The 23,759-nt window shown below is 68.7% G+C and carries 25 protein-coding genes; 17 read left to right on the top strand and 8 right to left on the bottom strand.

Going from position 1 to position 23,759, the window contains the following annotated elements; all coding sequences use genetic code 11:
* Window positions 1-38 precede the first annotated feature (38 nt).
* Together O5O54_RS15835 and yihA are read left to right on the top strand one after the other, a co-directional pair.
* Window positions 39-680, top strand: a complete 642-nt coding sequence (locus O5O54_RS15835; protein WP_279482788.1) for a CatB-related O-acetyltransferase — start codon at window positions 39-41, stop codon at window positions 678-680.
* Window positions 677-1,366 carry a ribosome biogenesis GTP-binding protein YihA/YsxC gene (yihA, locus tag O5O54_RS15830; protein WP_279482787.1) on the top strand — a complete coding sequence of 230 codons (690 nt, stop codon included), beginning with the start codon at window positions 677-679 and terminating at the stop codon, window positions 1,364-1,366. The genes O5O54_RS15835 and yihA overlap by 4 nt, the downstream gene beginning before the upstream one ends.
* On the opposite strand, the gene O5O54_RS15825 is transcribed toward yihA, so the two are convergent.
* Both O5O54_RS15825 and O5O54_RS15820 read right to left on the bottom strand, forming a co-directional pair.
* Entirely contained in the window at window positions 1,284-1,805 is a 522-nt protein-coding gene (locus O5O54_RS15825; RefSeq protein WP_279482786.1) for an NUDIX hydrolase, read from the bottom strand. The two genes, yihA and O5O54_RS15825, sit on opposite strands and share 83 nt — an antisense overlap.
* On the bottom strand, window positions 1,802-2,473 hold the full coding sequence (locus O5O54_RS15820; RefSeq protein ID WP_279482785.1) for a TetR/AcrR family transcriptional regulator: 672 nt from the start codon (window positions 2,471-2,473) through the stop codon (window positions 1,802-1,804). The genes O5O54_RS15825 and O5O54_RS15820 overlap by 4 nt, the downstream gene beginning before the upstream one ends.
* Before the next feature lie 134 nt (window positions 2,474-2,607).
* Here O5O54_RS15820 and O5O54_RS15815 point away from each other — a divergent pair, with 134 nt between their 5' ends.
* Window positions 2,608-3,825: an HlyD family secretion protein gene (locus tag O5O54_RS15815; protein ID WP_279482784.1), complete on the top strand. Its 1,218-nt coding sequence runs from the start codon at window positions 2,608-2,610 to the stop codon at window positions 3,823-3,825.
* A gap of 53 nt (window positions 3,826-3,878) precedes the next feature.
* Window positions 3,879-5,456 (top strand): DHA2 family efflux MFS transporter permease subunit, encoded by a 1,578-nt coding sequence (locus tag O5O54_RS15810; protein ID WP_279482783.1) that lies wholly within the window; start codon window positions 3,879-3,881, stop codon window positions 5,454-5,456.
* A gap of 13 nt (window positions 5,457-5,469) precedes the next feature.
* Here O5O54_RS15810 and O5O54_RS15805 read toward each other — a convergent pair whose 3' ends face one another.
* The 5 genes from O5O54_RS15805 to O5O54_RS15785 all read right to left on the bottom strand — a co-directional run bounded on the left by O5O54_RS15805 (window position 5,470) and on the right by O5O54_RS15785 (window position 9,719).
* Entirely contained in the window at window positions 5,470-5,910 is a 441-nt protein-coding gene (locus O5O54_RS15805) for a low molecular weight phosphatase family protein (RefSeq protein WP_279482782.1), read from the bottom strand.
* Window positions 5,911-5,967: 57 nt separating this feature from the next.
* Window positions 5,968-6,432, bottom strand: a complete 465-nt coding sequence (locus tag O5O54_RS15800) for a UPF0262 family protein (protein ID WP_279482781.1) — start codon at window positions 6,430-6,432, stop codon at window positions 5,968-5,970.
* Between the two features lie 10 nt (window positions 6,433-6,442).
* The gene (gene hisD / locus O5O54_RS15795; RefSeq protein ID WP_279482780.1) at window positions 6,443-7,762 is read right to left on the bottom strand and encodes a histidinol dehydrogenase; all 1,320 of its coding nucleotides are present in this window, start codon (window positions 7,760-7,762) and stop codon (window positions 6,443-6,445) included.
* 31 nt (window positions 7,763-7,793) lie between these two features.
* Window positions 7,794-8,240, bottom strand: coding sequence for a DUF2948 family protein (locus O5O54_RS15790; RefSeq protein WP_279482805.1), 447 nt, complete (start codon window positions 8,238-8,240; stop codon window positions 7,794-7,796).
* 81 nt (window positions 8,241-8,321) lie between these two features.
* Window positions 8,322-9,719, bottom strand: a complete 1,398-nt coding sequence (locus O5O54_RS15785) for a dipeptidase (protein WP_279482779.1) — start codon at window positions 9,717-9,719, stop codon at window positions 8,322-8,324.
* A 506-nt stretch (window positions 9,720-10,225) separates the two neighbouring features.
* On the opposite strand from O5O54_RS15785, the gene polA reads away from it, so the two are divergent.
* From polA to O5O54_RS15720, 13 genes are all read left to right on the top strand, one after another.
* Window positions 10,226-13,144 carry a DNA polymerase I gene (gene polA / locus O5O54_RS15780; protein ID WP_279482778.1) on the top strand — a complete coding sequence of 973 codons (2,919 nt, stop codon included), beginning with the start codon at window positions 10,226-10,228 and terminating at the stop codon, window positions 13,142-13,144.
* Window position 13,145: 1 nt separating this feature from the next.
* On the top strand, window positions 13,146-13,853 hold the full coding sequence (gene pyrF, locus O5O54_RS15775) for an orotidine-5'-phosphate decarboxylase (protein WP_279482777.1): 708 nt from the start codon (window positions 13,146-13,148) through the stop codon (window positions 13,851-13,853).
* An 18-nt stretch (window positions 13,854-13,871) separates the two neighbouring features.
* Entirely contained in the window at window positions 13,872-14,168 is a 297-nt protein-coding gene (locus tag O5O54_RS15770) for a DUF1330 domain-containing protein (protein ID WP_279482776.1), read from the top strand.
* A complete protein-coding gene (locus O5O54_RS15765) occupies window positions 14,165-14,734 on the top strand; it encodes a GNAT family N-acetyltransferase (RefSeq protein WP_279482775.1) in 570 nt (189 codons plus the stop codon). Before O5O54_RS15770 ends, O5O54_RS15765 begins: the two co-directional genes overlap by 4 nt.
* A 112-nt stretch (window positions 14,735-14,846) precedes the next feature.
* Window positions 14,847-16,352 (top strand): polyhydroxyalkanoate depolymerase, encoded by a 1,506-nt coding sequence (locus O5O54_RS15760; protein ID WP_279482774.1) that lies wholly within the window; start codon window positions 14,847-14,849, stop codon window positions 16,350-16,352.
* A 99-nt stretch (window positions 16,353-16,451) separates the two neighbouring features.
* Window positions 16,452-16,883, top strand: coding sequence for a DUF2852 domain-containing protein (locus O5O54_RS15755; protein WP_279482773.1), 432 nt, complete (start codon window positions 16,452-16,454; stop codon window positions 16,881-16,883).
* Window positions 16,884-17,009: 126 nt separating this feature from the next.
* Window positions 17,010-17,768: a SprT family zinc-dependent metalloprotease gene (locus O5O54_RS15750; RefSeq protein ID WP_279482772.1), complete on the top strand. Its 759-nt coding sequence runs from the start codon at window positions 17,010-17,012 to the stop codon at window positions 17,766-17,768.
* A gap of 92 nt (window positions 17,769-17,860) precedes the next feature.
* A complete protein-coding gene (locus O5O54_RS15745; protein WP_279482771.1) occupies window positions 17,861-18,550 on the top strand; it encodes a phosphoribosylanthranilate isomerase in 690 nt (229 codons plus the stop codon).
* The gene (trpB, locus tag O5O54_RS15740; RefSeq protein WP_279482770.1) at window positions 18,547-19,770 is read left to right on the top strand and encodes a tryptophan synthase subunit beta; all 1,224 of its coding nucleotides are present in this window, start codon (window positions 18,547-18,549) and stop codon (window positions 19,768-19,770) included. The genes O5O54_RS15745 and trpB overlap by 4 nt, the downstream gene beginning before the upstream one ends.
* A complete protein-coding gene (gene cutA / locus O5O54_RS15735; protein ID WP_279482769.1) occupies window positions 19,770-20,096 on the top strand; it encodes a divalent-cation tolerance protein CutA in 327 nt (108 codons plus the stop codon). Before trpB ends, cutA begins: the two co-directional genes overlap by 1 nt.
* Before the next feature lie 19 nt (window positions 20,097-20,115).
* Entirely contained in the window at window positions 20,116-20,943 is an 828-nt protein-coding gene (gene trpA, locus O5O54_RS15730) for a tryptophan synthase subunit alpha (protein WP_279482768.1), read from the top strand.
* Window positions 20,944-21,010: 67 nt separating this feature from the next.
* Complete coding sequence (accD, locus tag O5O54_RS15725) at window positions 21,011-21,913, top strand: acetyl-CoA carboxylase, carboxyltransferase subunit beta (protein ID WP_279482767.1); 903 nt, start codon at window positions 21,011-21,013, stop codon at window positions 21,911-21,913.
* Window positions 21,914-21,920: 7 nt separating this feature from the next.
* Complete coding sequence (locus O5O54_RS15720) at window positions 21,921-23,258, top strand: bifunctional folylpolyglutamate synthase/dihydrofolate synthase (protein ID WP_279482766.1); 1,338 nt, start codon at window positions 21,921-21,923, stop codon at window positions 23,256-23,258.
* A gap of 68 nt (window positions 23,259-23,326) precedes the next feature.
* Here the strand turns inward: O5O54_RS15720 and trxA are convergent, their stop codons facing one another.
* Window positions 23,327-23,677 (bottom strand): thioredoxin, encoded by a 351-nt coding sequence (gene trxA / locus O5O54_RS15715; protein ID WP_279482804.1) that lies wholly within the window; start codon window positions 23,675-23,677, stop codon window positions 23,327-23,329.
* Window positions 23,678-23,759 lie beyond the last annotated feature (82 nt).

Here is a 23,759-nt window from a genome sequence, read left to right as displayed (position 1 = left end):
GCGGTGGACGCATCGGCGGGGAGGCCGTAAGAAGCGGCATGTCCCATGGTCCCGACCCCAGAGCGGTGCATCCGGTGCCCGCGCATCAGCGCATCGTGTTCCTGCGCAACACCGTCTCGGCTCCCAATGTCGAGATCGGCGAGTACACCTACTACGACGACCCGGAAGCGGCGCTCCTCTTCGGCACGCGCAACATTCTCCACCACTACGAATTCCTCGGCGACCGGCTGGTGATCGGCCGCTTCTGCGCCATCGCGACGGGTGCGCGCTTCGTCATGAACGGTGCCAACCACGCCATGACGGGCTTCTCGACCTTTCCCTTCAACATCTTCGGCGAAGGCTGGGAGGACGGGTTCGATTTCGCCACGATTACGGCGGGCTTTAAGGGCGACACCGTGGTCGGCAACGACGTGTGGATCGGCTCCGACGCCCTGATCCTGCCCGGCGTGACGATCGGGGACGGGGCGATCGTGGCGGCCTCCAGCGTCGTGTCGCGGGACGTCGCGCCCTATACGATCGTCGCGGGCAATCCGGCGGCGGAGCGGCGGCGGCGCTTCGAGCCGGCCGTGGTGGACCGGCTTCTCGCCCTTCGCTGGTGGGACTGGCCGGTCGAGAAGATCGGCCGCAACCTTGCCGCCATCCGCGGCGCAGACATCGACGCGCTGGAGAAGGCGGCATGAGCGAGACGAACGAGACCCTGGCCGCCGAGGCTCCGATCGAGGGCGAGGCGCGCCGCCTGTTCTTCGCGCGCCCCTGGGTGTTCATCCGCGGCGTGCCGTCGATGAAGTTCCTGCCGCCGGAAGGGCCGCCGGAAATCGCCTTCGCCGGCCGCTCCAATGTCGGCAAGTCCTCGCTGATCAACGGCATCGTCGGCCAGAAGGGCCTCGCGCGCACCTCCAACACGCCGGGGCGCACGCAGGAGCTCAACTACTTCGTGCCCGACGGCTATTCCGGCGAGGCCGGCGACCTGCCGCCGATCGCCATGGTGGACATGCCGGGCTACGGCTATGCCCAGGCGCCCAAGGAGCAGGTGGACGCCTGGACCAGGCTCGTCTTCGACTACCTGCGCGGCCGCGCGACGCTCAAGCGCGTCTTCGTGCTGATCGACGCGCGCCACGGCATCAAGAAGAACGACGCCAACGTGATGACCCTGCTCGACAAGGCGGCGGTCTCCTACCAGATCGTCCTGACCAAGGCCGACAAGATCTCCGCTCTCGCGCTGCCCAAGCTGGAGGCGGCGACGCGCGAGGCCATCCGCAAGCGGCCGGCCGCCTATCCCGCGATCATCGCAACGTCCTCGGAAAAGGGCTTCGGGATCGACGAGGTGCAGGCCGCGATCGCGAGCTTTGCCGAGGCCCAGAGTTAAGGATCGCGTCCAGCCGTTCGCGCAGGCCTGTCGGAAACAGGGCGGGCTCGCCGCGCATCAGGGCATCGAGGGGGAACCAGCGAGCGATGCAGGGCACGCCGTCCGTGAACGGCACGGGTTCGGCCGCATCGAACCGGCGATCCAGGATGCGGATCGGGGCGGCGAAGACAATCTCGTGACCCGGCGTGCCCTCGTGGACAAAGAGGTTCTCGAACACCGCCCAGGGGCCGGCCATCTTGATATCCGCCTCCAGTTCCTCCCGGAACTCGCGCCGCAGGGCGGCCTCCCGCGTTTCGCCGAACTCGATCGACCCGCCGAGCGGGCGCACGCCGGTCAGGCGGCCGTCGTCGGCGTAGACTTCGGCTGCCAGAAGCCGGCCGTCCAGAATGGGCAGCCCGAGCACCTTGACCCGGATCGCGGCCGGCGGGCGCCAGCTCATTTCGCCCCGAGTCCATACCCTGCCATGAACAGCCGGACGGCCTCGTCCACCACATGCGCCATTTCCGCGTCGGAAACGGGCGGGGCCTCGTCGTCGAAGAAACGGCGGCGCAGGATGCCGGCGGTGGAGAGCTCCACGAACTGGGCGGCAGCCAGCGGCACATCGTCGATCGCGAGCGTTCCAGCGGCGCAGGCCTTCTCGAAATAGGCGATCAGCAGCGCCAGCCCGCGCGCCGGGCCGTGGCGATAGAACTCGCGGCCGAGTTCGGGCATGCGCGCGGCCACCGCGATCACCGTGCGCTTGGCGTGCATGGCTTCGGGCGACATGACGAGGCGGGCGAGGCGCCGGCCGTAGCGGCGAAGCGTTTCGGCCGGCTCGCCCGGATCGGTCAGAAGCGCCTCGACCTCCGTCAGGTAGGCCTCGCGCTCGCATTCGATCAGCGCGCGGAACAGCTCCTCCTTGGAGCGGAAGTAGACGTAGAGGGTCGACTTCGAGACGCCTGCCTCGCGCACCACGTCGTTCATCGAGGCTGCGTCGAAGCCGAGGCCGACGAACGCGCGGCGCGCGCCTTCCAGGATCTGGCGGCGCTTGGCCGGGTCCTCCCCGGCCGCCGCGCGGCGGTCTTGGGAAAGCGAGTGGGTCGGGGCGACTTCAGCGGATGCGGTCACGGTTTCGAGAGGTCTTTTCACTAAGGATGGCAGAATAATCGACGCGGCGCCCGGCCACGCTCTTGCCCTGCCTGCTGTTCACGTCTATGTCAACGTCGAACCGAACGGTTCGGTTCGATTTGGGTTCTGCCACTATGTCGAAGTCCGCGTCGCAAAAGTCAAATTCTTCCGCCGAGCCCGAGCGCGCTCCCGAGGCGCCCAAGCTCGAGGTCGTCGGCCGAAAGACCGGCGAAGCCGCGCCTCCGGCCGCCAAGCCCGCGGAAGCGACGCCGGCCAGGAAGAAGGGCGGCATCGGGAAGCGGTTGCTCCTGCCGCTCATCGTCGTCGCGGCGCTCGGCGGCGGTGGCTGGTACGGGCATCAATGGTGGGTGGACGGCCGCTTCCTCGTCTCGACCGACGACGCCTATGTCGGCGCCGACATGGCCGTGATGACGCCCAAGGTCACCGGCTATGTCCGCCGCGTGCCGGTGGTCGAGAACCAGGCCGTGAAGGCGGGCGACCCGATCGTCGAGATCGATCCGGGCGACTACGAGCTCGCGCTTCGCTCGGCCGAGGCCAAGATCGAATCGCAGAAGGCGGCCATCGGCTCGATCGAGGCGCAGCGCGAGGCGGCGCGGGGGCAGGTCGGCGAGGCTGAGGCCAATGTCACGGTGGCTGAGGCTGCCGTCGGACAGGCCGCGCTCAACCTCCAGCGCGCCGAACAACTCGCCCGCACCGGAGCCGGCGCCCAGGCGCCACTCGACCAGGCGCGCTCCGCCAAGGCCGAGGCCGACGCCAAGCTCGCCGGGGCGCAGGCGGCGGTCACGTCGGCCGAGGCCAATGTCGGCGTCCTGGACGCGCAGATCCGGCAGGGCAACACCACGCTGGAGGGCCTCGCCGTCGCCCGCGACCAGGCGGCGCGCGATCTGTCCTTCACGACGCTGCGCGCGCCCTACGATGGCGTCGTCGGCAATCTTTCGGTCCAGGAGGGCGACCTCGTCTCTCCCAGCCGCCGGCTCGCCGCCGTGGTGCCGCTCGACAAGATCTACGTGGACGCGAACTTCAAGGAAACGCAGCTTCACGAAATCCAGATCGGCGAGAGCGTGCGCATCGAGGTGGACGCGCTGCCGGGCGTCGAGGTGAAGGGGACGGTGGTCTCGCTCGCCCCGGCCTCGGGCTCGGTCTTCTCGCTGCTGCCGGCCGACAACGCCACCGGCAACTTCACCAAGATCGTCCAGCGTGTGCCGGTGCGCATCGCGGTCGACCCGGCCGAGGCCGCCAAGGGCAACCTGCGGCCGGGCCTGTCGGTCACCGCAGCCGTCGACACGCGCACCGCGCCGGCCGGCTCGCACGCGCTGGCCGAAGCGAACTAACCTTTCTCTCCGTCACGGCCGGCCCCTTCGCGGGCCGGCGAGGCCGAACGCCCATGTCGTCGATCACCGCCCAAGCTCCCGTCGCCAGCGCCGGCGTGGATCAGGTTCCCATGCGCCGCGTCGTGGCCTTCATGGCGATGGTGTTCGGCATGTTCATGTCGATCCTCGACATCCAGATCGTCTCGGCCTCGCTTGCCGAGATCCAGGCCGGCCTGTCCGCCTCGTCTGACGAGGTGGCCTGGGTGCAGACCGCCTACCTGATCGCCGAAGTCATCATGATCCCCCTGTCCGGGTTCCTCGCCCGGATGCTGTCGACGCGCGTCCTCTTCACGCTGGCCGCCGCCGGCTTCACGGCAGCGTCGGCGCTCTGCGCGACGGCGTCCAACATCGACCAGATGATCCTCTACCGCGCGCTGCAGGGCTTCATCGGCGGCGCCATGATTCCGAGCGTCTTCGCGGCCGCCTTCACGATCTTCCCGCCGTCGAAGCGCGCCGTGGTCTCGCCGATGATCGGCCTCGTGGCGACGCTCGCGCCCACGATCGGCCCGACGGTCGGCGGCTATCTCAGCCATGCCATGAGCTGGCACTGGCTGTTCCTCGTCAACGTGCCCTTCGGCATCGTCGTGACGCTCGCCGTCTGGAATCTCGTCGATTTCGACAAGCCGGACCTGTCGCTCTTCTCGCGCTTCGACTGGTACGGCCTCTTCGGCATGGCCGCCTTCCTCGGCGCCCTGGAATACGTCCTGGAGGAAGGCCCGCTCGACGACTGGTTCGAGGACGAGGTGATCGTCGTCATGACGGTGGTGCTGGTTCTCGGCGCGCTCCTCTTCTTCTGGCGCGCCTTCACGGCACGAGAGCCGATCGTCGATCTCACGGCCTTCAAGAACCGCAACTTCGCCTTCGGCTCGCTCTTCTCCTTCATCATGGGCGTCGGCCTCTACGGCCTGACCTATCTCTATCCCGTCTATCTCGGGCGCATCCGCGGCTACGATTCGCTGATGATCGGCGAGACCATGTTCGTCTCGGGCATGGCCATGTTCTTCACCGCGCCGATCGCCGGCAAGCTCTCGACGCGGCTCGACCCGCGCGCAATGATGGTGATGGGTTTTGCCTCCTTCGGCCTCGGCACCTGGCTGATGACGGGCCTGACCCACGACTGGGACTTCTATGAACTCCTGATCCCGCAGATCCTGCGCGGCTTCGGGCTGATGATGGCCATGGTGCCGATCAACAACATCGCGCTCGGCACCCTGCCGCCGCAGGTCATCAAGGGCGCATCCGGCCTCTACAACTTGACGCGAAACTTAGGGGGCGCCGTCGGCCTCGCGCTGATCAACACCATGATCAACGACCGCACGGCCCTTCACTACGACCGGCTGGCCGAGCGGGTACGCTGGGGGTCGGATGTGGCCGAGCAGCGCCTGTCCGACATGGCGGCGAGCCTTTCGGGCGCCGGGATCGACGGAAGCCAGGCCGCGATCGGCCAGATGGTGCAACTCGTGAAGCGGGAGGCGGCGGTGATGGCCTTTTCCGACGTCTTCCTGTTCCTGACGGGCCTGTTCGTCGCGCTCTGCGTGCTGTGCGTCTTCGTCCAGAAGCCGCAGACGGGCGTCAAGGTCGACGCCCATTGAGCCAAGCGGCGCTCTAGCGCTCCTTGAACTCGTCGAGCCGCGTCCGGATGCGGCGGAAGAGATCGCGATAGGCGTCGAGGATCTGGACCCGGCTGCCCGTCACCGCCGAAGGGTCTGGCATCGGCCAGAACTCTACCGCCGTCGCCTCCGTCTCCGTGGCGCTCATGGCGGCGTGGTGGGCTTCGGGCGAGAGCGTCACGATCAGGTCGAAGAACCCGTCGGCGAGGTCCTCGTATTTCTGCGGCTTTCGGTCGCCCAGCGTCAGGCCTTCCTCGGCCAGGATCACGTCCACGAACGGATCGCGCTCCCCGTCCTTGACGCCGGCCGAGGCGATGTAGGTGCCCGGCAGGACCGAGCGCGCAATGGCCTCGGCCATGGGCGAGCGGATCGCGTTCATCCCGCAGACGAACAGGATCGATCCCGGACGCTTGGAAGGGGCGTCCGCGCCGCTCAAGGGCGGCCTCTGGGTCTGGTGCGGCCGGTCAGTCCGTCGTCCATCGCAGCCCTCGTCTCAGTTGCGCCGATGCAGGACGCAGATCAGCGTGAACAGACGCCGCGCGGTATCCTTGTCGAGTGTGATCTTGCCGGAGAGGCGCTCGCGCAGGAGGTCCGAGCCGTCATTGTGGATGCCGCGCCGCCCCATGTCGATGGCCTCGATCTGCGAGGGCGTCGAGGAGCGGATCGCCTCGTAGTAGCTGTCGCAGATCAGGAAATAGTCCCGGATCACGCGCTTGAAGGGGGTGAGCGAGAGGTGATGCGCGGTCAGCGGACGGCCGGCCTCGTCGGCGATGTCGAAGACGAGGCGCCGGTCGGCCAGCGCCAGCTTCAGCCGGAAGCGCTCGCCCTCCAGGCCCTCGGGCTGGAAGTGGTTCTCCTCGATCAGGTCGAAGATCGCGACCGCCCGCTCGTGCTCGATATCGGCCGAGGCGCGTCCCACCGTCTCGTCGAGATCCACCGCGATCAGCTTGCCCGCCATCGTCGCTTCCCTAGAGGTTCAGTCGCACGGCGACGGAGCGGCCGTGCGCGTCGAGCCCTTCGACGCGGGCGAGCTCGATCGCGGCGGGGCCGAGCGCGCGCAGCGCATCCGCCGATAGCTGGAGGATGGAGGTGCGCTTGACGAAGTCGAGCACCGACAGCCCGGACGAGAAGCGCGCCGAGCGGGCGGTCGGCAGGACGTGGTTGGAGCCACCGACATAGTCGCCGATCACTTCCGGCGTATGGCGGCCGAGAAACACGGCGCCCGCGTTGCGGATCCGGGCGAACAGCGCTTCCGGATCGGCGGTCGCGATCTCCAGATGCTCGGCGGCCAGCCGGTCGGCCAGCGGGGGGGCATCGGCTAGGAGGTCGGAGACGACGATGGTCGCGCCGAACTCCTCCCAGCTCGCGCGTGCCGTCTCCGCCCGCGACAGGCGGGCGAGCTGGCGCTCCACGGCAGCTTCCACCGCGTCGGCGAAGGTTGCCGAATCGGTGAGGAGGATCGACTGCGCCGAGCGGTCGTGCTCGGCCTGGGCGAGGAGGTCCGCGGCGATCCAGTCGGGGTCGTTGGCCTCGTCGGCGATCACCAGCACTTCGGACGGGCCGGCGATCATGTCGATGCCGACGGTCCCGAAGACCTGTCGCTTGGCGCTCGCGACATAGGCGTTGCCGGGGCCGACGATCTTGGCGACGGGCGCGATCGTGTCCGTGCCGTAGGCGAGCGCGGCGATGGCCTGCGCGCCGCCGATCCGGTAGATCTCGTCTACCCCGGCGATGCGTGCGGCGGCCAGCACCAGCGGGTTGAGCGCGCCGCGCATGGCCGGCACGACCATGGCGACCCGCTCGACGCCCGCGACCTTGGCCGGCACCGCGTTCATCAGGACCGACGAAGGATAGCTCGCGGCACCGCCCGGCACGTAGAGCCCGACCGATTCCACCGCCGTCCAGCGACTGCCGAGCACGGCGCCGATCTCGTCCTCGTAGCGGTCGTCCTTCGGACGCTGCCGCTCGTGATGGCTGGTGATGCGCCGATGCGCGAGGGTGAGGGCGTCGAGCGTCTCCGGCGGCGTCGCGCGGTAGGCGGCCTCGATCTCGGCCTCGCCGACGCGCAGCGTCTCGGGGGTGAGCGAGAGCTGGTCGAACTTTTCCGTGTAGGCGATCAGCGCCTCGTCGCCACCGCGGCGCACGGCGTCGATGATCTCGCGCACGGTCGCCTCGACATCGGCCGAAACTTCCCGCTTGGCGGAGAGGAGGTCGCGAAACCGGACCTCGAAGCCCGGTTCGGCGGCATTCAGCCTCTGGGGCAAGGCACGGATCTCCCTCGGGGCCATCGCAAGCCCCGGAGCGCCGCGGGACCGCCCGTCAGACCCGATGCATCGGACGTGACAGGGTGCTCCAGGACGCGCCGAGATCGGATAGCTGGACCTCGATACATTCGACGTCGAGCCTTATCGCGGCTTCGCCCGCGAAGACAAGCTCGATCGACCCCGAAGGCGCATCGCCCGGCCGCCAGCGCAGGGCGAGGAGCGACAGGACGTCCTCCGGCGCCTGGAGGTCGATGCCCGTGCGGCTTGCCGACAGCACCCGGTCGATGCGCAGGACGCTGCGGCGGCGCTCGCCGGGCTCGGGCTTGGCGAACCAGCGGCGCGGCTTCTGCGCTTCCCAGGCGAAGCGGTTCATGGGCACGAGGAGCCGGCCGGCCCGCCCGTCGAGTGACAAGTCGCCGACGCGCAGGACCGCATCCTGGACATGCGCGGAGATGATCCGGAGATCCTCGTCGTCGAGGGCGTTGAGGCGAAGCTGGTCCATCACGTCGGGTCTCGTGTCCATGGCGGCGCATCTAGAGCGTTCGGCCGCACGGACAGGGGCGGCCGAACGCATGGTCGAGCCTCAGCCCGTGCCTTTTTCACCCAGCGCCGCCAGCACGCGCGCCCAGGAGCGCTGGCCCTTGGCGAAGGAGGTCATCTCGTACTTCTCGTTGGGCGAATGGATGCGGTCGTCGCCGAGGCCGAAGCCGATGAGGAGCGAGGGCATGCCGAGCCGGCGCTTGAACTCGCCGACGACCGGGATCGAGCCGCCCATGCCGATCATCACGGCCGGCTTCGGCCATTCGTCCGACAAGGCCTCGCGCGCTGTCTGGAGCACCGGCGAATCGAAGGGGAGCTGGATCGCCGGCGAGCCGCCGTGCTCGTGGAACTCCACCGAACAGTCCGCCGGCAGGCGCTCGCGCACGAATGCGCGGAAGCTCTCGCGGATCTTGGCCGGGTCCTGGTCGAAGACGAGGCGGAACGAGACCTTGGCATGAGCCTCGGCCGCGATCACGGTCTTGAAGCCCTTGCCGGTATAGCCGCCCTCGATGCCGTTGACCTCGGCGGTCGGGCGCGACCAAGTCTGCTCCAGCACCGAGCGGCCTTTCTCGCCGGCCGGAACCGACAGGCCGACCGAGCCGAGGAACGCTTCTTCCGAGAACGGAAGTTCGTTCCACACGCGGCGCACGTCCTCCGGCAGGTCCGGCACGCCGTCGTAGAAGCCGGGCAGGGTGACGCGGCCGTCCGCGTCGTGGAGGTCTGCGAGGATCTTGGCCAGCACGCGGATCGGGTTGGCCGCCGCGCCGCCGAAATAGCCGGAATGGAGGTCCATGGAGGCGGCTTTGATCGTCACCTCCTCGCCGACGAGCCCGCGCAGGCCCGTCGAGATCGCGGGCGTCTCGCGGTCCCACATGTTGGTGTCGCAGATCAGCGCGACGTCGGCGGTGAGTTCGTCGCGATTGGCGTCGAGGAAGGGGAGGAGCGAGGGCGAGCCGGACTCTTCCTCGCCCTCCAGGAAGATCGTGACCGAACAGGGCAGGCCGCTCGTCTCGGCGATATAGGCGCGGCAGGCTTCGACGAAGGTCATCAACTGCCCCTTGTCGTCGGCCGAGCCGCGACCGGTGATGCGGCGGGTCCCGTCCGGCATCGCCACAACCTTGGGGTCGAACGGATCGGCGTCCCAGAGGTCGAGCGGATCGACCGGCTGCACGTCGTAGTGACCGTAGAAGAGGACATGGGGGCTGCCCTTCGGCCCTTTTCGATGCGCCACCACCATTGGATGGCCGGCGGTCTCGGCGACGCGCGCCTCGAAGCCGATGGCGGAGAGATCGCCCGTCAGCCACTCGGCCGCGCGACGGCATTCGGCCGCATAGGCCGGATCGGTCGAGATCGAGGGGATGCGCAGGAGATCCTGGAGGCGCTCCACCGAGCGGTCGAGATTGAGGTCGAGACAGGCGAGCACGCTGTCGAGGTCGGCCATGGAAGCCCCCTTTTCGCTGGCGTCGCGGAGCCGCGCGTGGCGCCGGACAGGTCGGCTCTGCGATAGCGCGCCTCGCTGCGCGACGCAAAGCGGCCGTTGTCGAAGCGGCTGACGCAAACGGGCAACAGGCCGATCGAAAACTGGAGCGAAACGGGAGGGGGAGCCAGAAAAGAGCCGTCGCGGACTGGAGGGGGGTTGTCGCGACGGCTCCTTCTGAGTAGAGCGGACTCCCGTGAGGGGGGATGGGAACATCCGCTCCGGACATTCGGCTCAAAGCGGGGGACGAGCTTGAGGCCGAACCACGACGTCATCGTGTGCGTCGTTGGTCAGAAAATGCGCTCTGACAGTGTTAAGTTCAATGGGTTTCGTTCACGAACGCGTGAATGGAGGCATTAAACCTTTGTAATATGCGCGCGTCGCGTTTCGCCTTGCGGGCCATGGCCGGAAGGGGGGGCACGCGGCCCCGCCGATGGACAGACGACGCGCCCCGCGATACGACCCGCCTCATGCAAAAAGGCGATCATCTCTTCCTCGTCGATGGCTCGGCCTACATCTTCCGGGCCTATCATGCGCTGCCGCCGCTGACGCGCAAGTCGGACGGGATGCCCGTGGGCGCCGTGTCCGGCTTCTGCAACATGCTGTGGAAGCTGGTGGAGGAATCGCGCGATACGTCGGTCGGCGTCGCGCCGACGCATTTCGCCGTCATCTTCGACCATTCCTCGACGACGTTCCGCAATGCGCTCTACGACGGCTACAAGGCCAACCGGCCGGCGCCGCCGGAGGACCTGCGCCCGCAGTTCGGCCTGATCCGCGAGGCGGTGCGCGCCTTCGACCTGCCCTGCATCGAGAAGGAGGGCTTCGAGGCCGACGACCTGATCGCGACCTATGCGCGGCTCGCGCGGGAGGCGGGCGGGGACGTGACCATCGTCTCCTCCGACAAGGACCTGATGCAGCTCGTCGGTCCCGGCGTGATCCTCTACGACCAGATGAAGGACAAGCGCCTCGGGCCGGAGGAGGTCAAAGAGAAGTTCGGTGTCTATCCCGAGAAGATGATCGATCTCCAGGCGTTGGTCGGTGACAGTTCCGACAACGTGCCCGGCATTCCCGGCATCGGCCCGAAGACGGCGGCCGACCTCCTCGAGACCTTCGGCACGCTGGAGGCGCTTCTGGATCGCGCCGAGGAGATCAAGCAGGCCAAGCGCCGCGAGTCGATCCTCGCCAATGTCGAGCAGGCCCGCCTGTCCAAGCGCCTCGTGACGCTCGATCAGAACACGCCGCTCGACGTGCCGCTGGACGATCTCTTCATCCACGAGCCGGACGGCGAGAAGCTCGTCGCCTTCCTCAAGGCGATGGAGTTCACCACCCTGACGCGCCGCGTCGCCGCCAAGCTCGGCACGGACGCCGGAGAGGTCGCGCCGGCCAAGGTCGATACCAAGGCGCCCGCGCGCGGTCCCGACCTCGACCCTGGCGCGCCGGCCGGCGCGGGCGGGGAGGGCGCGCTTCCGATGAGCCCCAAGGCGCTGGCCGCCGAGCGGCTGACCGAGGCGGCCTCGCAGCCCGTCGATCGCACGAGATACGAGACGGTCCGCGACGAGGCGGCCTTGAAGCGCTGGATCGCGCGCGCCTACGAGACCGGCATTCTCGCTTTCGACACCGAGACCACCGCGCTCGACGCGATGAAGGCCGATCTTGTCGGCCTGTCCTTTGCCGTCGCGCCCGGGGAGGCCGCTTACGTGCCGATCGCTCACGTCGGCGAGGGGGCGGGCGACCTCCTGTCGGGCGACGAGGCCAGGCAGGGCGTCGGCGAGCAGATCCCGCTTGGGGTAGTGCTCGATCTCCTGAAGCCGGTGCTGACCGACCCCGCGATCCTCAAGGTCGGGCAGAACGTCAAATACGACTACCTCGTCATGCTCCGGCATGGGGTCGCGCTCGCGCCCTTCGACGACACGATGCTGATCTCCTACGTGCTCGACGCCTCGTCCTCGCTCGAAGGCCACGGCATGGACGAGCTTTCGGAGCGTTTCCTCGGCCACAAGCCGATCAGCTACAAGGAACTCGTCGGCACGGGAAAAAGCGCGAAGCCGATCGCCGCCTGCCCGATCGACAAGGTGACGGAATACGCCGCCGAGGACGCCGACGTCACGCTGCGCCTTTGGCGCGTTCTCAAACCCCGCCTTGCCGCCGAAGGCATGACGGCCGTCTACGAGCGGCTGGAGCGCCCGCTCGTGCCCGTCCTCGCGCGCATGGAGGAGCGCGGCATCCGCGCCGACCGGCAGATCCTGTCGCGCCTGTCCGGCCGTTTCGCGCAGAAGGCGGCGGGGCTGGAGGCCGACATCCACATCCTCGCCGGCGAGCCCTTCAACATCGGCTCGCCGAAGCAGCTCGGCGAGATCCTGTTCGGCAAGCTCGGCCTGCCCGGCGCCAAGAAGACCAAGACCGGGCAGTGGGCGACCGACGCGAAGCTCTTGGAGGACCTTGCCTCACAGGGCCATGAGCTGCCGCGCCGCATCGTCGACTGGCGCCAGATCACCAAGCTGAAGGGCACCTATACCGACGCGCTACCGACCTACATGGATGAGGCCGAGCGCATCCACACGTCCTATGCGATGGCCTCGACCACGACGGGCCGCCTGTCCTCGTCCGAGCCCAACCTCCAGAACATTCCCGTCCGCACGCAGGAGGGCCGCGAGATCCGCACGGCCTTCGTCGCGGCGGGCGGCCACAAGCTGCTCTCGGCCGACTACTCGCAGATCGAGCTGCGTCTCCTCGCCCACATGGCAGAGATCCCGCAGCTCGTGGAGGCCTTCCAGGCCGGACAGGACATCCATGCGACGACGGCATCCGAAATGTTCGGCGTTCCCGTCGAGGGCATGCCGGCCGAGGTGCGCCGCCGCGCCAAGGCGATCAACTTCGGCATCGTCTACGGCATCTCCGCCTTCGGCCTCGCCGCCCAACTCGCCATCCCGCAAGGCGAGGCGTCGAGCTATATCAAGCGCTATTTCGAGCGCTTCCCCGGCATCCGCGACTTCATGGACCGCACCAAGGCCTTCGCCAAGGAGACGGGCTATGTGGAGACACTGTTCGGCCGGCGGGCGCATTATCCCGACATCAAGTCGTCCAACCCCCAGGTGCGCGCCGCGGTGGAACGCGCGGCGATCAACGCGCCGATCCAGGGCACGGCCGCCGACATCATCCGCCGCGCGATGATCCGCATGGAGGACGCGCTGCGGGCGGAGCGCCTGTCGGCGCGCATGCTCCTGCAGGTCCACGACGAACTCGTCTTCGAGGTGCCGGACGAGGAGATCGAGGAGACCATTCCCGTGGTGAAGCGCGTCATGGAAGGGGCGGCCGATCCGGTGGTCGACCTCGTCGTGCCGTTGGTCGTGGATGCGCGCGCGGCCGGAAACTGGGACGAGGCACATTGAGATGACGGACCCGAGCACGCTTTCCCCGCGCGACCGCCTGATCGTCGGCCTCGACGTGTCGTCGCGCGCGGAGGCCGAAGCGATCGTCACGGAACTCGGGGAGGAGGTCGGCTTCTACAAGATCGGCTACCAGCTCGGTTTCGCCGGCGGACTGCCGCTGGTCGGCGAACTCGCCCGCATGGGCAAGAAGGTCTTTCTCGACCTCAAGCTGCACGACATCGCCAACACGGTGGAAAAGGGCATCGAGAGCATCGCCGGCCTCGGCGCGACGATGACGACGATCCACGCCTATCCGCAGGTGATGCAGGCAGCGGCCAAGGCGGCGGCGGGCTCCGGTCTCTGCGTTCTCGGCGTCACCGTCCTCACCTCTCTTTCGGACGAGGACCTGCGGGAGGCCGGCTACGGGGGCTCCGTGTCCGACCTCGTCGAGTTGCGCGCGCGCCAGGCGGCGGAGGCCGGCATCGGCGGCATCGTCGCTTCGGCGCAGGAATCGGCCCTGGTGCGGGAGATCCTCAGCCCCGGCATGGCGCTGGTTACGCCCGGCATCCGGCCGGCCGGCTCCGAAGCCGGCGACCAGAAGCGGGTCGTCACCCCGGCGCAGGCCCTGCGCGACGGCTCCACCCATCTCGTGGTCGCCCGGCCGATCATCGCGTCGCCCGATCGCCTCGCCGCCGCGCGCGCCATCCTCGCCGAAATGCGGGACGCCTGAACCTTTAGAGGACACCCCATGCCCAAGGCCTACTGGATCGCCCGCGTCGACGTGAACGACCCCGAGCGCTACCCGGACTACGTGGCGACCGCCGCCCCCGCCATGCAGCGGCACGGCGCTCGCTTCCTGGTGCGCGGTGGTCCGTTCAAACCGCTGGAGGGATCGTCACGGACCCGGAACGTCGTGATCGAGTTTCCGTCGATGGAAGAGGCGGTGGCCTGCTACGAGTCGCCCGAGTACCAGGCCGCCAAGGCGATCCGCGAGGCGGTGTCGGAGGCCGACATCGTGATCGTCGAAGGGCACGAGCCCGGTTGAACGGGCGCAAGGCCTTCAAGGGCATGGCGCCCGAAGGCTACCGGATCCGCATGATGGAGCCGGGCGAGGCGGAAGCCTTGCGCGACATCGATGCCGCCGCCGACCGGCTCCTGGTCGAGGCCGGGCATTTCCCCGATCCCGGCCTGCCCGATCTCGGCCGCTTCGTCGCCTTCCTGCTCGCGCGCGAGGTCTTCGTCGCCGAGGAGAAGGGCGGCGCGGCCGTGGGCTTTGCGGCCGCCGCCGATCTCGCCGCCCTGACCGGTGATCCGGCCGGCGGAGGCTGCTACTGGCTGTCGGCCCTCTGCGTCGATCCCGCGCACGGCCGGCGCGGCCTCGGTTCGGCTTTGCTGGCCGCCGTGGTCAAGCGGGCGGAATGGTTCTTCCACCGCGCGGTCGGCCTGTCCACCGCCCGCGATCTGCCCTTTGGCGAGAGCTTCTATGCCGGGCACCGCTTCCTGCGCGTGGCGGACGACGACCTGACGCCAGCCCTGCTCAAGCGATACGAGATGGAATGGCCTACCGGCGCCTCGCCGGGAACGCGGACGGTCATGGTTCGTTGGCTGTAATCGGACGACGCCACAAGCGCTTGTCGGACAATTAACTTGCACCGCATCAAATCGGTGCCATCTTGTTTCGAACGAGCCGTTTCGGGTTTCGCTTCACCAGTCGTGGGAGTGCATGTTGTACGAATTCTACGAGTGGAACCACGCGGTGCTGGCGCCCTTCCGGGCCGTGGCCGACGCGACCAAGGCCATCTACCAGAATCCGATGAACCCGATCTCGCACACCGAGATGGGGCGCACCGTGGCCGCCATGGCCGAGCTGTTCGAGCGCACCACCCGCATCTACGGCAAGCCCTCCTTCGACCTCCACGACACGTTCGTCGACGGCATGCGCGTGCCGGTAGCCGACAAGGTGGTCTGGCAGAAGCCCTTCGCCCAGCTCCTCCATTTCGAGCGCGCTCTGCCCGAGGGCCGCAAGCCCGATCCGCGCTTCCTGATCGTCGCGCCGATGTCCGGCCACTATGCCACGCTCCTGCGCGGCACGGTCGAGGCGCTTCTGCCTTACGGCGAGATCTACATCACCGACTGGCAGGATGCGCGCACTGTGCCCGTCTCGGCCGGCCGCTTCGATCTCGACTCCTACGTCGATTACGTCATCGAGATGCTGCGCTTCCTCGGCCCCGGGGTGAACGTCATCGGCGTCTGCCAGCCGGCCGTGCCCGTCATGATGGCCGTGGCAAGAATGGAGGAGGACGAGGATCCCTGCCATCCCGCCACCATGACGCTGATGGGCGGGCCGATCGACACGCGCGTCAATCCGACGGCCGTCAACAAGCTGGCCAAGGACAAGGGCATCGACTGGTTCCGCCAGAACGTCATCATGAAGGTGCCGTTTCCGCAGCCCGGCTTCGGGCGCAGCGTCTATCCCGGCTTCCTGCAACTCACCGGCTTCATGTCGATGAACCTCGACAGGCACCTCATCGCCCACAAGGACTTCTTCTGGCACCTCGTGAAGAACGACGGGGACTCGGCGGAGAAGCACCGCACCTTCTACGACGAGTACAACGCGGTGATGGACCTCACCGCCGAGTTCTATCTCCAGACGGTGGAGGAGGTCTTCATCAAGCACTCGCTGCCGCGCGGCACGATCACCCACCATGGCAAGCGCCTGGACATGGGCAAGATCCGGCGTACCGCGCTGCTGACCGTCGAGGGCGAGAACGACGACATCTCGGGCGTCGGCCAGACCCGCGCGGCGCACGATCTGTGCAAGAACATTCCGGACGACATGCGCGTCCACTACCTCCAGCCCAAGGTCGGCCATTACGGCGTTTTCAACGGCTCGCGTTTCCGCGCCGAGATCGCCCCGCGCATCGTCGACTTCGCCTTGACCCATGGCCGTCGCGCCAAGCCGACGGCCCCCGTGGCGGAGGAGGCTACGGACGCCGCGAGCCTCCAGCCGCCCCCGGTCCTGGAAGACGCGAGCCTGCCGGAAGACGCCGTGGCGTCCGCCGTCGCGATCTCGGGCGATGCGCCCTTCGGATACCTCGACACGGGCGACACGGGTGGCGAGACGACGGCGACCTTCGACCCTCCGGCGTCCGAGCCGCAGGGTGACAACCTGTCCGGTGCGCCGATCCTGCTCGACGCCGTGCGCGAGGCGAGGAAGCACGGCGGATAACGTTCCCTTCAGGGGCGTTGAAGCGCGGGAAATCCGTAACCATCTCATGAAGCGGGATCCTCGCCCGCTTCCCATGGGCTCTGGTTGATGGACACCGACATGACGTCACAAGCTTTGATCCGTCCCGCCTGGACGCCGGCCACGATCGCGCTGATGGTGCTGGGTTTCATCGTCTACTGGCCGCTCGGCCTGGCGATGATCGCCTACATCCTCTGGGGCGACCGCCTCGAGGTTTTCCGCCGCGACGTCGGCCGCGCGACCGACAGCGTGGCGGCCACCTTCCGTCGCTCGGGCGCGCGCATGCCGTTCGCCGCCGAGCGCACCGGCAACGTCGCCTTCGACGACTGGCGCGAGGCCGAGCTGAAGCGCCTCGACGAGGAGCGCGCCAAGCTCAACCAGATGAGCGCCGAGTTCGAGACCTATGCGCGCGAGCTGCGCCGGGCCAAGGACCAGGAGGACTTCGACCGCTTCATGGCGAACCGCAAGAAGCGGGGCGACGTGGTGGACGCCGAGTTCGTCGACGTCCGCTGACGTTTCGGACGGCTCCGACCATCGGGCCGCCGGCACTCCGCCGGCGGCCTTTTTCGTGGCCGCGTTGCGGGGGCGGGGACGCCCGGCGTATGAAGCGCGGGGACGGGACGTCTTGAGCGAAGGGCGATGGGGGCAGGCTTTGTCGAACGGCTGACGGGGCGGGGTGCCAAGCCCACGCTGCCCGAGACCCTGGTGCTCGGCGAGCGGACGGTGCGCCTCGACGTGCGCGAGCACCCGACGGCCCGGCGCATCGTCATGCGGCTGGCGCCCGGCGGCGGAGCCTTGCGGATCACCGTGCCCCGCCGAACGCCCGCGCGAACCGTTCTCGCCTTTCTGGAGCGCCATCGTGGCTGGGCAGAGGAGCGGCTTGCCGGTGCTTCCGGGCAGATCGCCGTCGCGCCCGGCATCCTTCTGCCCTTGCGCGGCCGGCCCTGGCGCCTCGTCCACGATCCCGCCTGCCGCGGCAGCCGTCTCGAAGAAGCCGGCGACGAAGGCATTCTGCGCATCGGCGGCGAAGTGCCGCATCTGGCGCGGCGGGCGCGCGACCTTCTGAAACGCGAGGCGCGGCGCGACCTCCAGGCCGCTGTCGACCGGCACGCGGCCGCCGTCGGGCTCCTGCCGCGGTCGCTGACGCTCAAGGACACGGTGAGCCGCTGGGGCTCCTGCACGGCCGACCGCCGGCTCGCCTTTTCCTGGCGCATCGTGATGGCGCCGCCGGCCGTTCTCGATTATCTCGCCGCCCACGAAGTGGCGCATTTTCGCGAGATGAATCATGCCCCGGCCTTCTGGGCGCTCTGCCGAAGCCTGTGTCCCGACATGGAGGCGGGCCGGCGGTGGCTGAAGGAGGAGGGGCCGAAACTTCACGCCTACGACTTCGGCGCGTGAACGCTTTGCCGGCTGATGCTTTACCCCGAGCCCCATCGGCGCGATAAGTCGTCGATGATCCGTCCTATTGCGACCAGAAAGATGCCCTGCGCGTGATCCGACCGCATATCAAGATCTGCGGCCTCAAGACCGAAGGCCATATCGACACGGTGCTCGCGCGCGGCTGCTCCGAGGTCGGCTTCGTCCATTTCGAGCCGAGCCCGCGGCACCTGTCGGTGGAGGAGATGATCCGCCTGCGCGCCCATGTCGGCGGCCGCGCGCTGGTGACGGTGGTCACGGTGGACGCCGATGACGACCTCCTGAAGCGCCTCGCCACGCGGGTGCGTCCCGACGTCATCCAACTCCACGGCCGCGAGAGCGCCGCGCGGGTGGCCGAGGTGTCGGCGCTCACCGGCGCCACCGTCATGAAGGCGATCCCCGTCGCCGGCCCCGCCGATCTTGCCGAGATCGAGCGGTTCCGCCCCGTGGCCGACCGCATCCTTCTCGACGCGCGTGCGCCGAAGGGGTCGAACCTTCCGGGCGGCAACGGCGTTTCGTTCGACTGGTCCATCCTCGATGCTCTGGAGACGCGCGACTTCACCTTGTCCGGCGGCATCAACCCCGAGACGGTCGAAATGGCGGTGCGGCGCGTCGCTCCGCGCGGGCTCGACGTGTCGTCGGGCGTCGAGCGCGCGCCCGGCGTCAAGGACGACGGCCTGATCCACCGCCTGTTCGACGCCTTCGAGGCGGCGATCGAGGCGGGTCCCCTCCCTCTAGAAGACCGGAAGCGCAGGTTCGCATGACCGAGATCCCGACCCCCAACTCCTTCCGTCTGGGGCCAGACGAGGACGGTCTGTTCGGCCAGTTCGGCGGTCGTTTCGTCGCCGAAACGCTGATGCCCATCATCCTCGACCTCGAGGAGGCCTATCGCACGGCCAAGGACGATCCGGAGTTCCGCCGGCAGCTCGACGACCTCCAGACGCACTACACCGGCCGTCCGAGCCCGCTCTACTTCGCCGAGCGGCTGACCGAGCATTTCGGCGGCGCGCGCGTGTATCTGAAGCGCGAGGAGCTGAACCACACGGGATCGCACAAGATCAACAACTGCCTCGGCCAGATCCTGCTCGCCCGCCGCATGGGCAAGACGCGCATCATCGCCGAGACAGGGGCCGGGCAGCACGGCGTCGCCACCGCGACCGTCTGCGCGCGTTTCGGCATGCCCTGCGTCGTGTTCATGGGCGCGACGGATGTCGAGCGCCAGAAGCCCAACGTCTTCCGCATGAAGCTGCTCGGCGCCGAGGTCCGCGCCGTCACCGCCGGCGCCGGCACGCTCAAGGACGCCATGAACGAGGCGCTGCGCGACTGGGTCACCAACGTCGCCGACACCTACTACCTCATCGGCACGGCCGCCGGGCCGCACCCTTATCCCGCCATGGTGCGCGACTTCCAGCAGGTGATCGGCGACGAGACGCGCCAGCAGATGTTGGATGAGACCGGTTCGTTGCCCGATGCCGTGGTCGCCTGCGTCGGCGGCGGCTCCAACGCCATCGGCATGTTCCGCGCCTTCCTGGACGACCCGTCCGTCGCCATCTACGGCGCCGAGGCCGGCGGCCACGGGCTTCATATCGAGAACGGCCACGCTTCGTCCATGAGCGGCGGCCGGCCGGGCGTCCTCCATGGCAACCGGACCTATCTCCTGCAGGACGCGGCCGGACAGATCCTCGAAGGCCACTCCATCTCCGCCGGTCTCGACTATCCCGGCGTCGGCCCCGAGCATTCCTGGCTGCGCGACACCGGTCGCGTCTCCTACGTGCCGGTGACGGACGAGGAGGCGGTGGACGCCTTCCACCTCTGCACCCGCCTCGAAGGCATCATTCCCGCCCTCGAGTCGGCCCACGGCCTCGCCCATGTCGCCAAGATCGCTCCGACGATGGGCCGCGACCAGTCGATCGTGCTCTGCCTGTCGGGGCGCGGCGACAAGGACGTCCACACGATCGCGGGTCGGATGGGCCTGGAACTTTGATGGCCGTCGGCGCTCTCGACGTGTCGGTCGCCTGCCCCGACGCGGGCACGGCACGCGAGATCGCCGACTCGCTTCTGGGGCGCCGGCTCGTCGCCTGCGCCCAGATCTCCATGCCGATCGAAAGTCGCTACCGCTGGAAGGGCGCGCTGGAAAGCGCGCCCGAGGTGGTCCTGATCCTCAAGGCCGGTGCCGATCGCTTCGACGCCGTGGCGGAAGCGATCCGTGCGCTCCACCCCTACGAGACGCCTGCGATCACGGGCACGCCCGTCCTTGCCGACGCGGCCACCTTGAGATGGATCGCCGACGCCTGTATCGCATCCGCATGACGAACGGGCGGGGGACCTCATGACCACACGCATCGAGACGCGCTTCGAGGCGCTGAAGGCCGAAGGGCGTCCGGCGCTCGTCACTTTCATCATGGCGGGCGACCCGGACCAGGACACGACGCTGGAAGTGCTGCGCGCGCTTCCGCGCGCCGGCGCCGACCTGATCGAGCTCGGCATGCCGTTCTCCGACCCGATGGCCGATGGACCGGCGATCCAGCGCGCAGGCCTGCGCGCGCTGCAGGGCGGCGAGACGCTGGCGCGCACGCTGGAGACCGTGCGCGCCTTCCGCCAGGTCGACGATGCGACGCCGATCATCCTCATGGGCTACTACAATCCGGTCTTCATCTACGGCGTCGATCGCTTCGTCGCCGACGCGAAGACGGCCGGCGTCGACGGGTTGATCGTGGTGGATCTTCCGCCGGAGATGGACGGCGAGCTTTGCCTGCCCGCGCTGGACGGCGGGCTCAACTTCATCCGGCTCGCCACGCCCACCACCGACGAGCGCCGCCTGCCGGCGGTCCTGAAGAACACGTCGGGCTTCGTCTACTACGTCTCCGTCAACGGCATCACCGGTTCGGCCGCGCCCGACACCTCGGCTGTCGCGGCCGCCGTCGGACGGATCAAGGCCAGAACGCCGCTGCCGGTCTGCGTCGGCTTCGGCGTGCGCACGGCCGAACAGGCCGCCGCCATCGGCCGGCATGCCGACGGCGTCGTGGTCGGCTCGGCGCTGGTCGCCGCGATGGAGGATGCGCGCGATGGCGGCACGACCGCCATGGTCGAGGCCGTCGCCTCGCTGGTACGCGACCTTGCCGGGGGCCTACGCGAAGCCCGCCTTGCGGCGGCCTGAAACCGCCGCCATCTAGATTTTCGAGAGGCCGGCCCGGCCGCCCGCATTGTCCAAGGACCCGAGCCCCGTGAACTGGATCACCAACTACGTCCGACCGAAGATCTCCAGCCTCCTCGGCCAGCAGCCGCGCGAAGTGCCGGAGAACCTCTGGATCAAGTGTCCCGAGACGGGCGAGATGGTCTTCCACAAGGACCTGGAAGCCAACCAGTTCGTCATCCCGTCCTCCGGCTTTCACATGCGCATCGGCGCGCGCGACCGGCTGACCACCTTCTTCGACGGTGGGATCTTTGAGGAGATCACGCTGGAGAAGGTGCCGGTCGATCCGCTGAAGTTCCGCGACGAGCGGCGCTATGTCGACCGGCTGAAGGACTCCAAGGCCAAGACCGGCATGGAAGACTCCGTCCTCGTCGCCTGCGGCGACATCGAGGCGCTGCCCATCGTCGCCGCCGTTCAGGACTTCGCCTTCATGGGCGGCTCGCTCGGCATGGCGGCGGGCGAAGCGATCGTGACGGCCGCCGAAACGGCGGTGGAGCGCTCGCGACCTCTTGTACTGTTCGCTTCTTCGGGTGGCGCGCGCATGCAGGAGGGCATCCTGTCGCTCATGCAGCTTCCGCGCACCACGGTGGCGGTGGACATGGTGAAGGAGGCCGGGCTTCCCTATATCGTGGTCCTGACCAACCCGACGACCGGCGGCGTGACGGCGTCATACGCGATGCTGGGCGACGTCCATATCGCCGAGCCCGGCGCCCTGATCGGCTTCGCCGGCCCGCGCGTCATCGAGCAGACGATCCGCGAGAAGCTGCCCGAGGGCTTCCAGCGCTCCGAATACCTCATGGAGCACGGGATGGTGGACATGGTGGTCCATCGTCACGAGCTGAAGACCACGATCGCCCGCCTCCTGAAGGTGCTGACCAAGGCGCCGCTTCCGGCCCTTCCGGCACCCGCCGAGGCCGAACCGGCCGCCGCCTGACACGTCGATGGGCGAGACGAGCCTTGCCGCGGCCGAGATCGATCGGCTGCTCCAGCACCTTCCCAAGGGTATCGACCTCGGGCTCGACCGCATCGGCCGGCTCCTGGCGGCGCTGGGCGAGCCGCAGCGAAGGCTCGCGCCCGTGATCCACGTGGCGGGCACCAACGGCAAGGGCTCCACCGTCGCCTTCTCCCGCGCCATCCTCGAGGCGGCGGGCCAAGGCGTCCACGTCCACACCTCGCCCCATCTCGTCGACTGGCACGAGCGCTATCGCCTTGCGGGCCAAGGGGGCGAGCGCGGTGCGCTGGTCGGCGACGCCGTTCTGGCCGAAACGGTCCGCCGGGCCGCGGAGGCCAACGGCGACGAGACGGTGACGGTCTTCGAGCTGCTGACCGCCGTCGCCTTCCTCCTGTTTTCCGAACACCCGGCCGACGCGGTCCTCCTCGAAGTCGGCCTCGGCGGGCGGTTCGATGCGACCAACGTCGTGGAGCGCCCGGCGGTCACGACGGTGACCAGCATCTCGCTCGATCACCAGGCCTATCTCGGCGACCGGGTGGAACTGATCGCGGCCGAAAAGGCCGGCATTTTCAAGCGCGGCGCGCCAGTGGTGATCGGCCCGCAGACGGAGCCGGCGGCGCTCGACGTGCTGCGCGACAAGGCCGCGCGTACGGGTGCGCCCGTGCTGGTGCACGGACAGGACTTCCACGCCTTCGCCGAGCGCGGCCGCCTCGTCTACCAGGACGAGTTCGGCCTTCTCGACCTCGCCCTGCCGCGCCTGCCGGGACGGCACCAGATCGGCAATGCGGCGACCGCCATTGCCACCGTGCGCGCGGCCGGCTTCACCCCGACGGACGCCGAGATCGAGCGCGGCATCGCCGCGGCCGAATGGCCGGGGCGGCTCCAGCGCATCACCGCCGGCCCGCTCGTGTCCCTGGCGCCGGACGGTTCGGAGATCTGGCTCGACGGCGGCCACAATCCCGGCGCCGGGCTCGTGATCGCCGAGGCGATGGCCGACATGGAGGAGCGTGTTTCCCGGCCGCTGATCCTCGTGGCGGGCATGCTCAACACCAAGGAGCCGCGGCGCTTCTTCGAGGCTTTCGCCGGCATGGCGCGGCACGTCTTCACCGTGCCGATCCACTCGTCCGACGCGGGCGTCGCGCCCGAAGCGCTGGCCGATGCCGCGCTGGAGGCGGGGCTCGACGCCGAGCCGGCGACGGGCGTCTCGGCCGCCGTCCGCCGCGTCGCCTCGCATTGGGCCGGCGGCCCGGCACCGCGCTTCCTGATCTGCGGCTCGCTCTATCTCGCCGGCGACGTGCTGGCCGAAAGCGGCCTCGCGCCGCGCTGAAACGCCCATGAAAAAACCCCGCGACCGGCTGGCGGTCGCGGGGCCGGATCGTTTGAGGTCCGAAACGCTCAGGCCGCGTTGGAATTGATCCAGGCGAGAATCTGGCTCTTGGCGGCGGCGCCGACCTTCACCACCGGCTCCTGGCCGGGGTTGAAGAGCATCAGCGTCGGAATGGAGCGCACGCCGAACTGCGCGGCGAGATCCGGGTTCTCGTCGATGTTCACCTTCACGATGTCGACCTTGTCGGTCTCCTCCGAGATTTCCTCGAGGCTCGGGGCGATCATCTTGCAGGGGCCGCACCACTCGGCCCAGAAGTCCACCACGACCGGCTTGCCGGCCTGCAAGACATCGGTCTGGAACGAGGCATTGTCGGTCTTCTTGGTGGCCATGGGACACTCCGGTGCCGCAAGGCCTGAGATGTGCCTCGCGCGATGGTTCAGGAAAGAGCCGGCGCGGGGAATCGCCGGGCGCCGGCTCGGGGTGCCTCATAGGTAGAAGGGA

Origin of the sequence: Aureimonas sp. SK2, from assembly GCF_029813115.1 — a bacterium.
In the GTDB taxonomy this organism is placed as follows: Bacteria; Pseudomonadota; Alphaproteobacteria; order Rhizobiales; family Rhizobiaceae; genus Aureimonas.
This window is presented reverse-complemented; position numbering and strand designations above follow the sequence as displayed.

What these genes read in the sequence shown, in the direction of transcription:
- O5O54_RS15835 (WP_279482788.1), top strand. Translation starts at nt 39, where the DNA reads ATGTCCCATGGTCCCGACCCCAGAGCGGTGCATCCGGTGCCCGCGCAT.
- yihA (WP_279482787.1), top strand. Translation starts at nt 677, where the DNA reads ATGAGCGAGACGAACGAGACCCTGGCCGCCGAGGCTCCGATCGAGGGC.
- O5O54_RS15825 (WP_279482786.1), bottom strand. Translation starts at nt 1,805, where the DNA reads ATGAGCTGGCGCCCGCCGGCCGCGATCCGGGTCAAGGTGCTCGGGCTG.
- O5O54_RS15815 (WP_279482784.1), top strand. Translation starts at nt 2,608, where the DNA reads ATGTCGAAGTCCGCGTCGCAAAAGTCAAATTCTTCCGCCGAGCCCGAG.
- O5O54_RS15810 (WP_279482783.1), top strand. Translation starts at nt 3,879, where the DNA reads ATGTCGTCGATCACCGCCCAAGCTCCCGTCGCCAGCGCCGGCGTGGAT.
- O5O54_RS15800 (WP_279482781.1), bottom strand. Translation starts at nt 6,432, where the DNA reads ATGGCGGGCAAGCTGATCGCGGTGGATCTCGACGAGACGGTGGGACGC.
- hisD (WP_279482780.1), bottom strand. Translation starts at nt 7,762, where the DNA reads ATGGCCCCGAGGGAGATCCGTGCCTTGCCCCAGAGGCTGAATGCCGCC.
- O5O54_RS15790 (WP_279482805.1), bottom strand. Translation starts at nt 8,240, where the DNA reads ATGGACCAGCTTCGCCTCAACGCCCTCGACGACGAGGATCTCCGGATC.
- O5O54_RS15785 (WP_279482779.1), bottom strand. Translation starts at nt 9,719, where the DNA reads ATGGCCGACCTCGACAGCGTGCTCGCCTGTCTCGACCTCAATCTCGAC.
- polA (WP_279482778.1), top strand. Translation starts at nt 10,226, where the DNA reads ATGCAAAAAGGCGATCATCTCTTCCTCGTCGATGGCTCGGCCTACATC.
- pyrF (WP_279482777.1), top strand. Translation starts at nt 13,146, where the DNA reads ATGACGGACCCGAGCACGCTTTCCCCGCGCGACCGCCTGATCGTCGGC.
- O5O54_RS15770 (WP_279482776.1), top strand. Translation starts at nt 13,872, where the DNA reads ATGCCCAAGGCCTACTGGATCGCCCGCGTCGACGTGAACGACCCCGAG.
- O5O54_RS15760 (WP_279482774.1), top strand. Translation starts at nt 14,847, where the DNA reads ATGTTGTACGAATTCTACGAGTGGAACCACGCGGTGCTGGCGCCCTTC.
- O5O54_RS15755 (WP_279482773.1), top strand. Translation starts at nt 16,452, where the DNA reads ATGACGTCACAAGCTTTGATCCGTCCCGCCTGGACGCCGGCCACGATC.
- O5O54_RS15750 (WP_279482772.1), top strand. Translation starts at nt 17,010, where the DNA reads ATGGGGGCAGGCTTTGTCGAACGGCTGACGGGGCGGGGTGCCAAGCCC.
- trpB (WP_279482770.1), top strand. Translation starts at nt 18,547, where the DNA reads ATGACCGAGATCCCGACCCCCAACTCCTTCCGTCTGGGGCCAGACGAG.
- cutA (WP_279482769.1), top strand. Translation starts at nt 19,770, where the DNA reads ATGGCCGTCGGCGCTCTCGACGTGTCGGTCGCCTGCCCCGACGCGGGC.
- trpA (WP_279482768.1), top strand. Translation starts at nt 20,116, where the DNA reads ATGACCACACGCATCGAGACGCGCTTCGAGGCGCTGAAGGCCGAAGGG.
- O5O54_RS15720 (WP_279482766.1), top strand. Translation starts at nt 21,921, where the DNA reads ATGGGCGAGACGAGCCTTGCCGCGGCCGAGATCGATCGGCTGCTCCAG.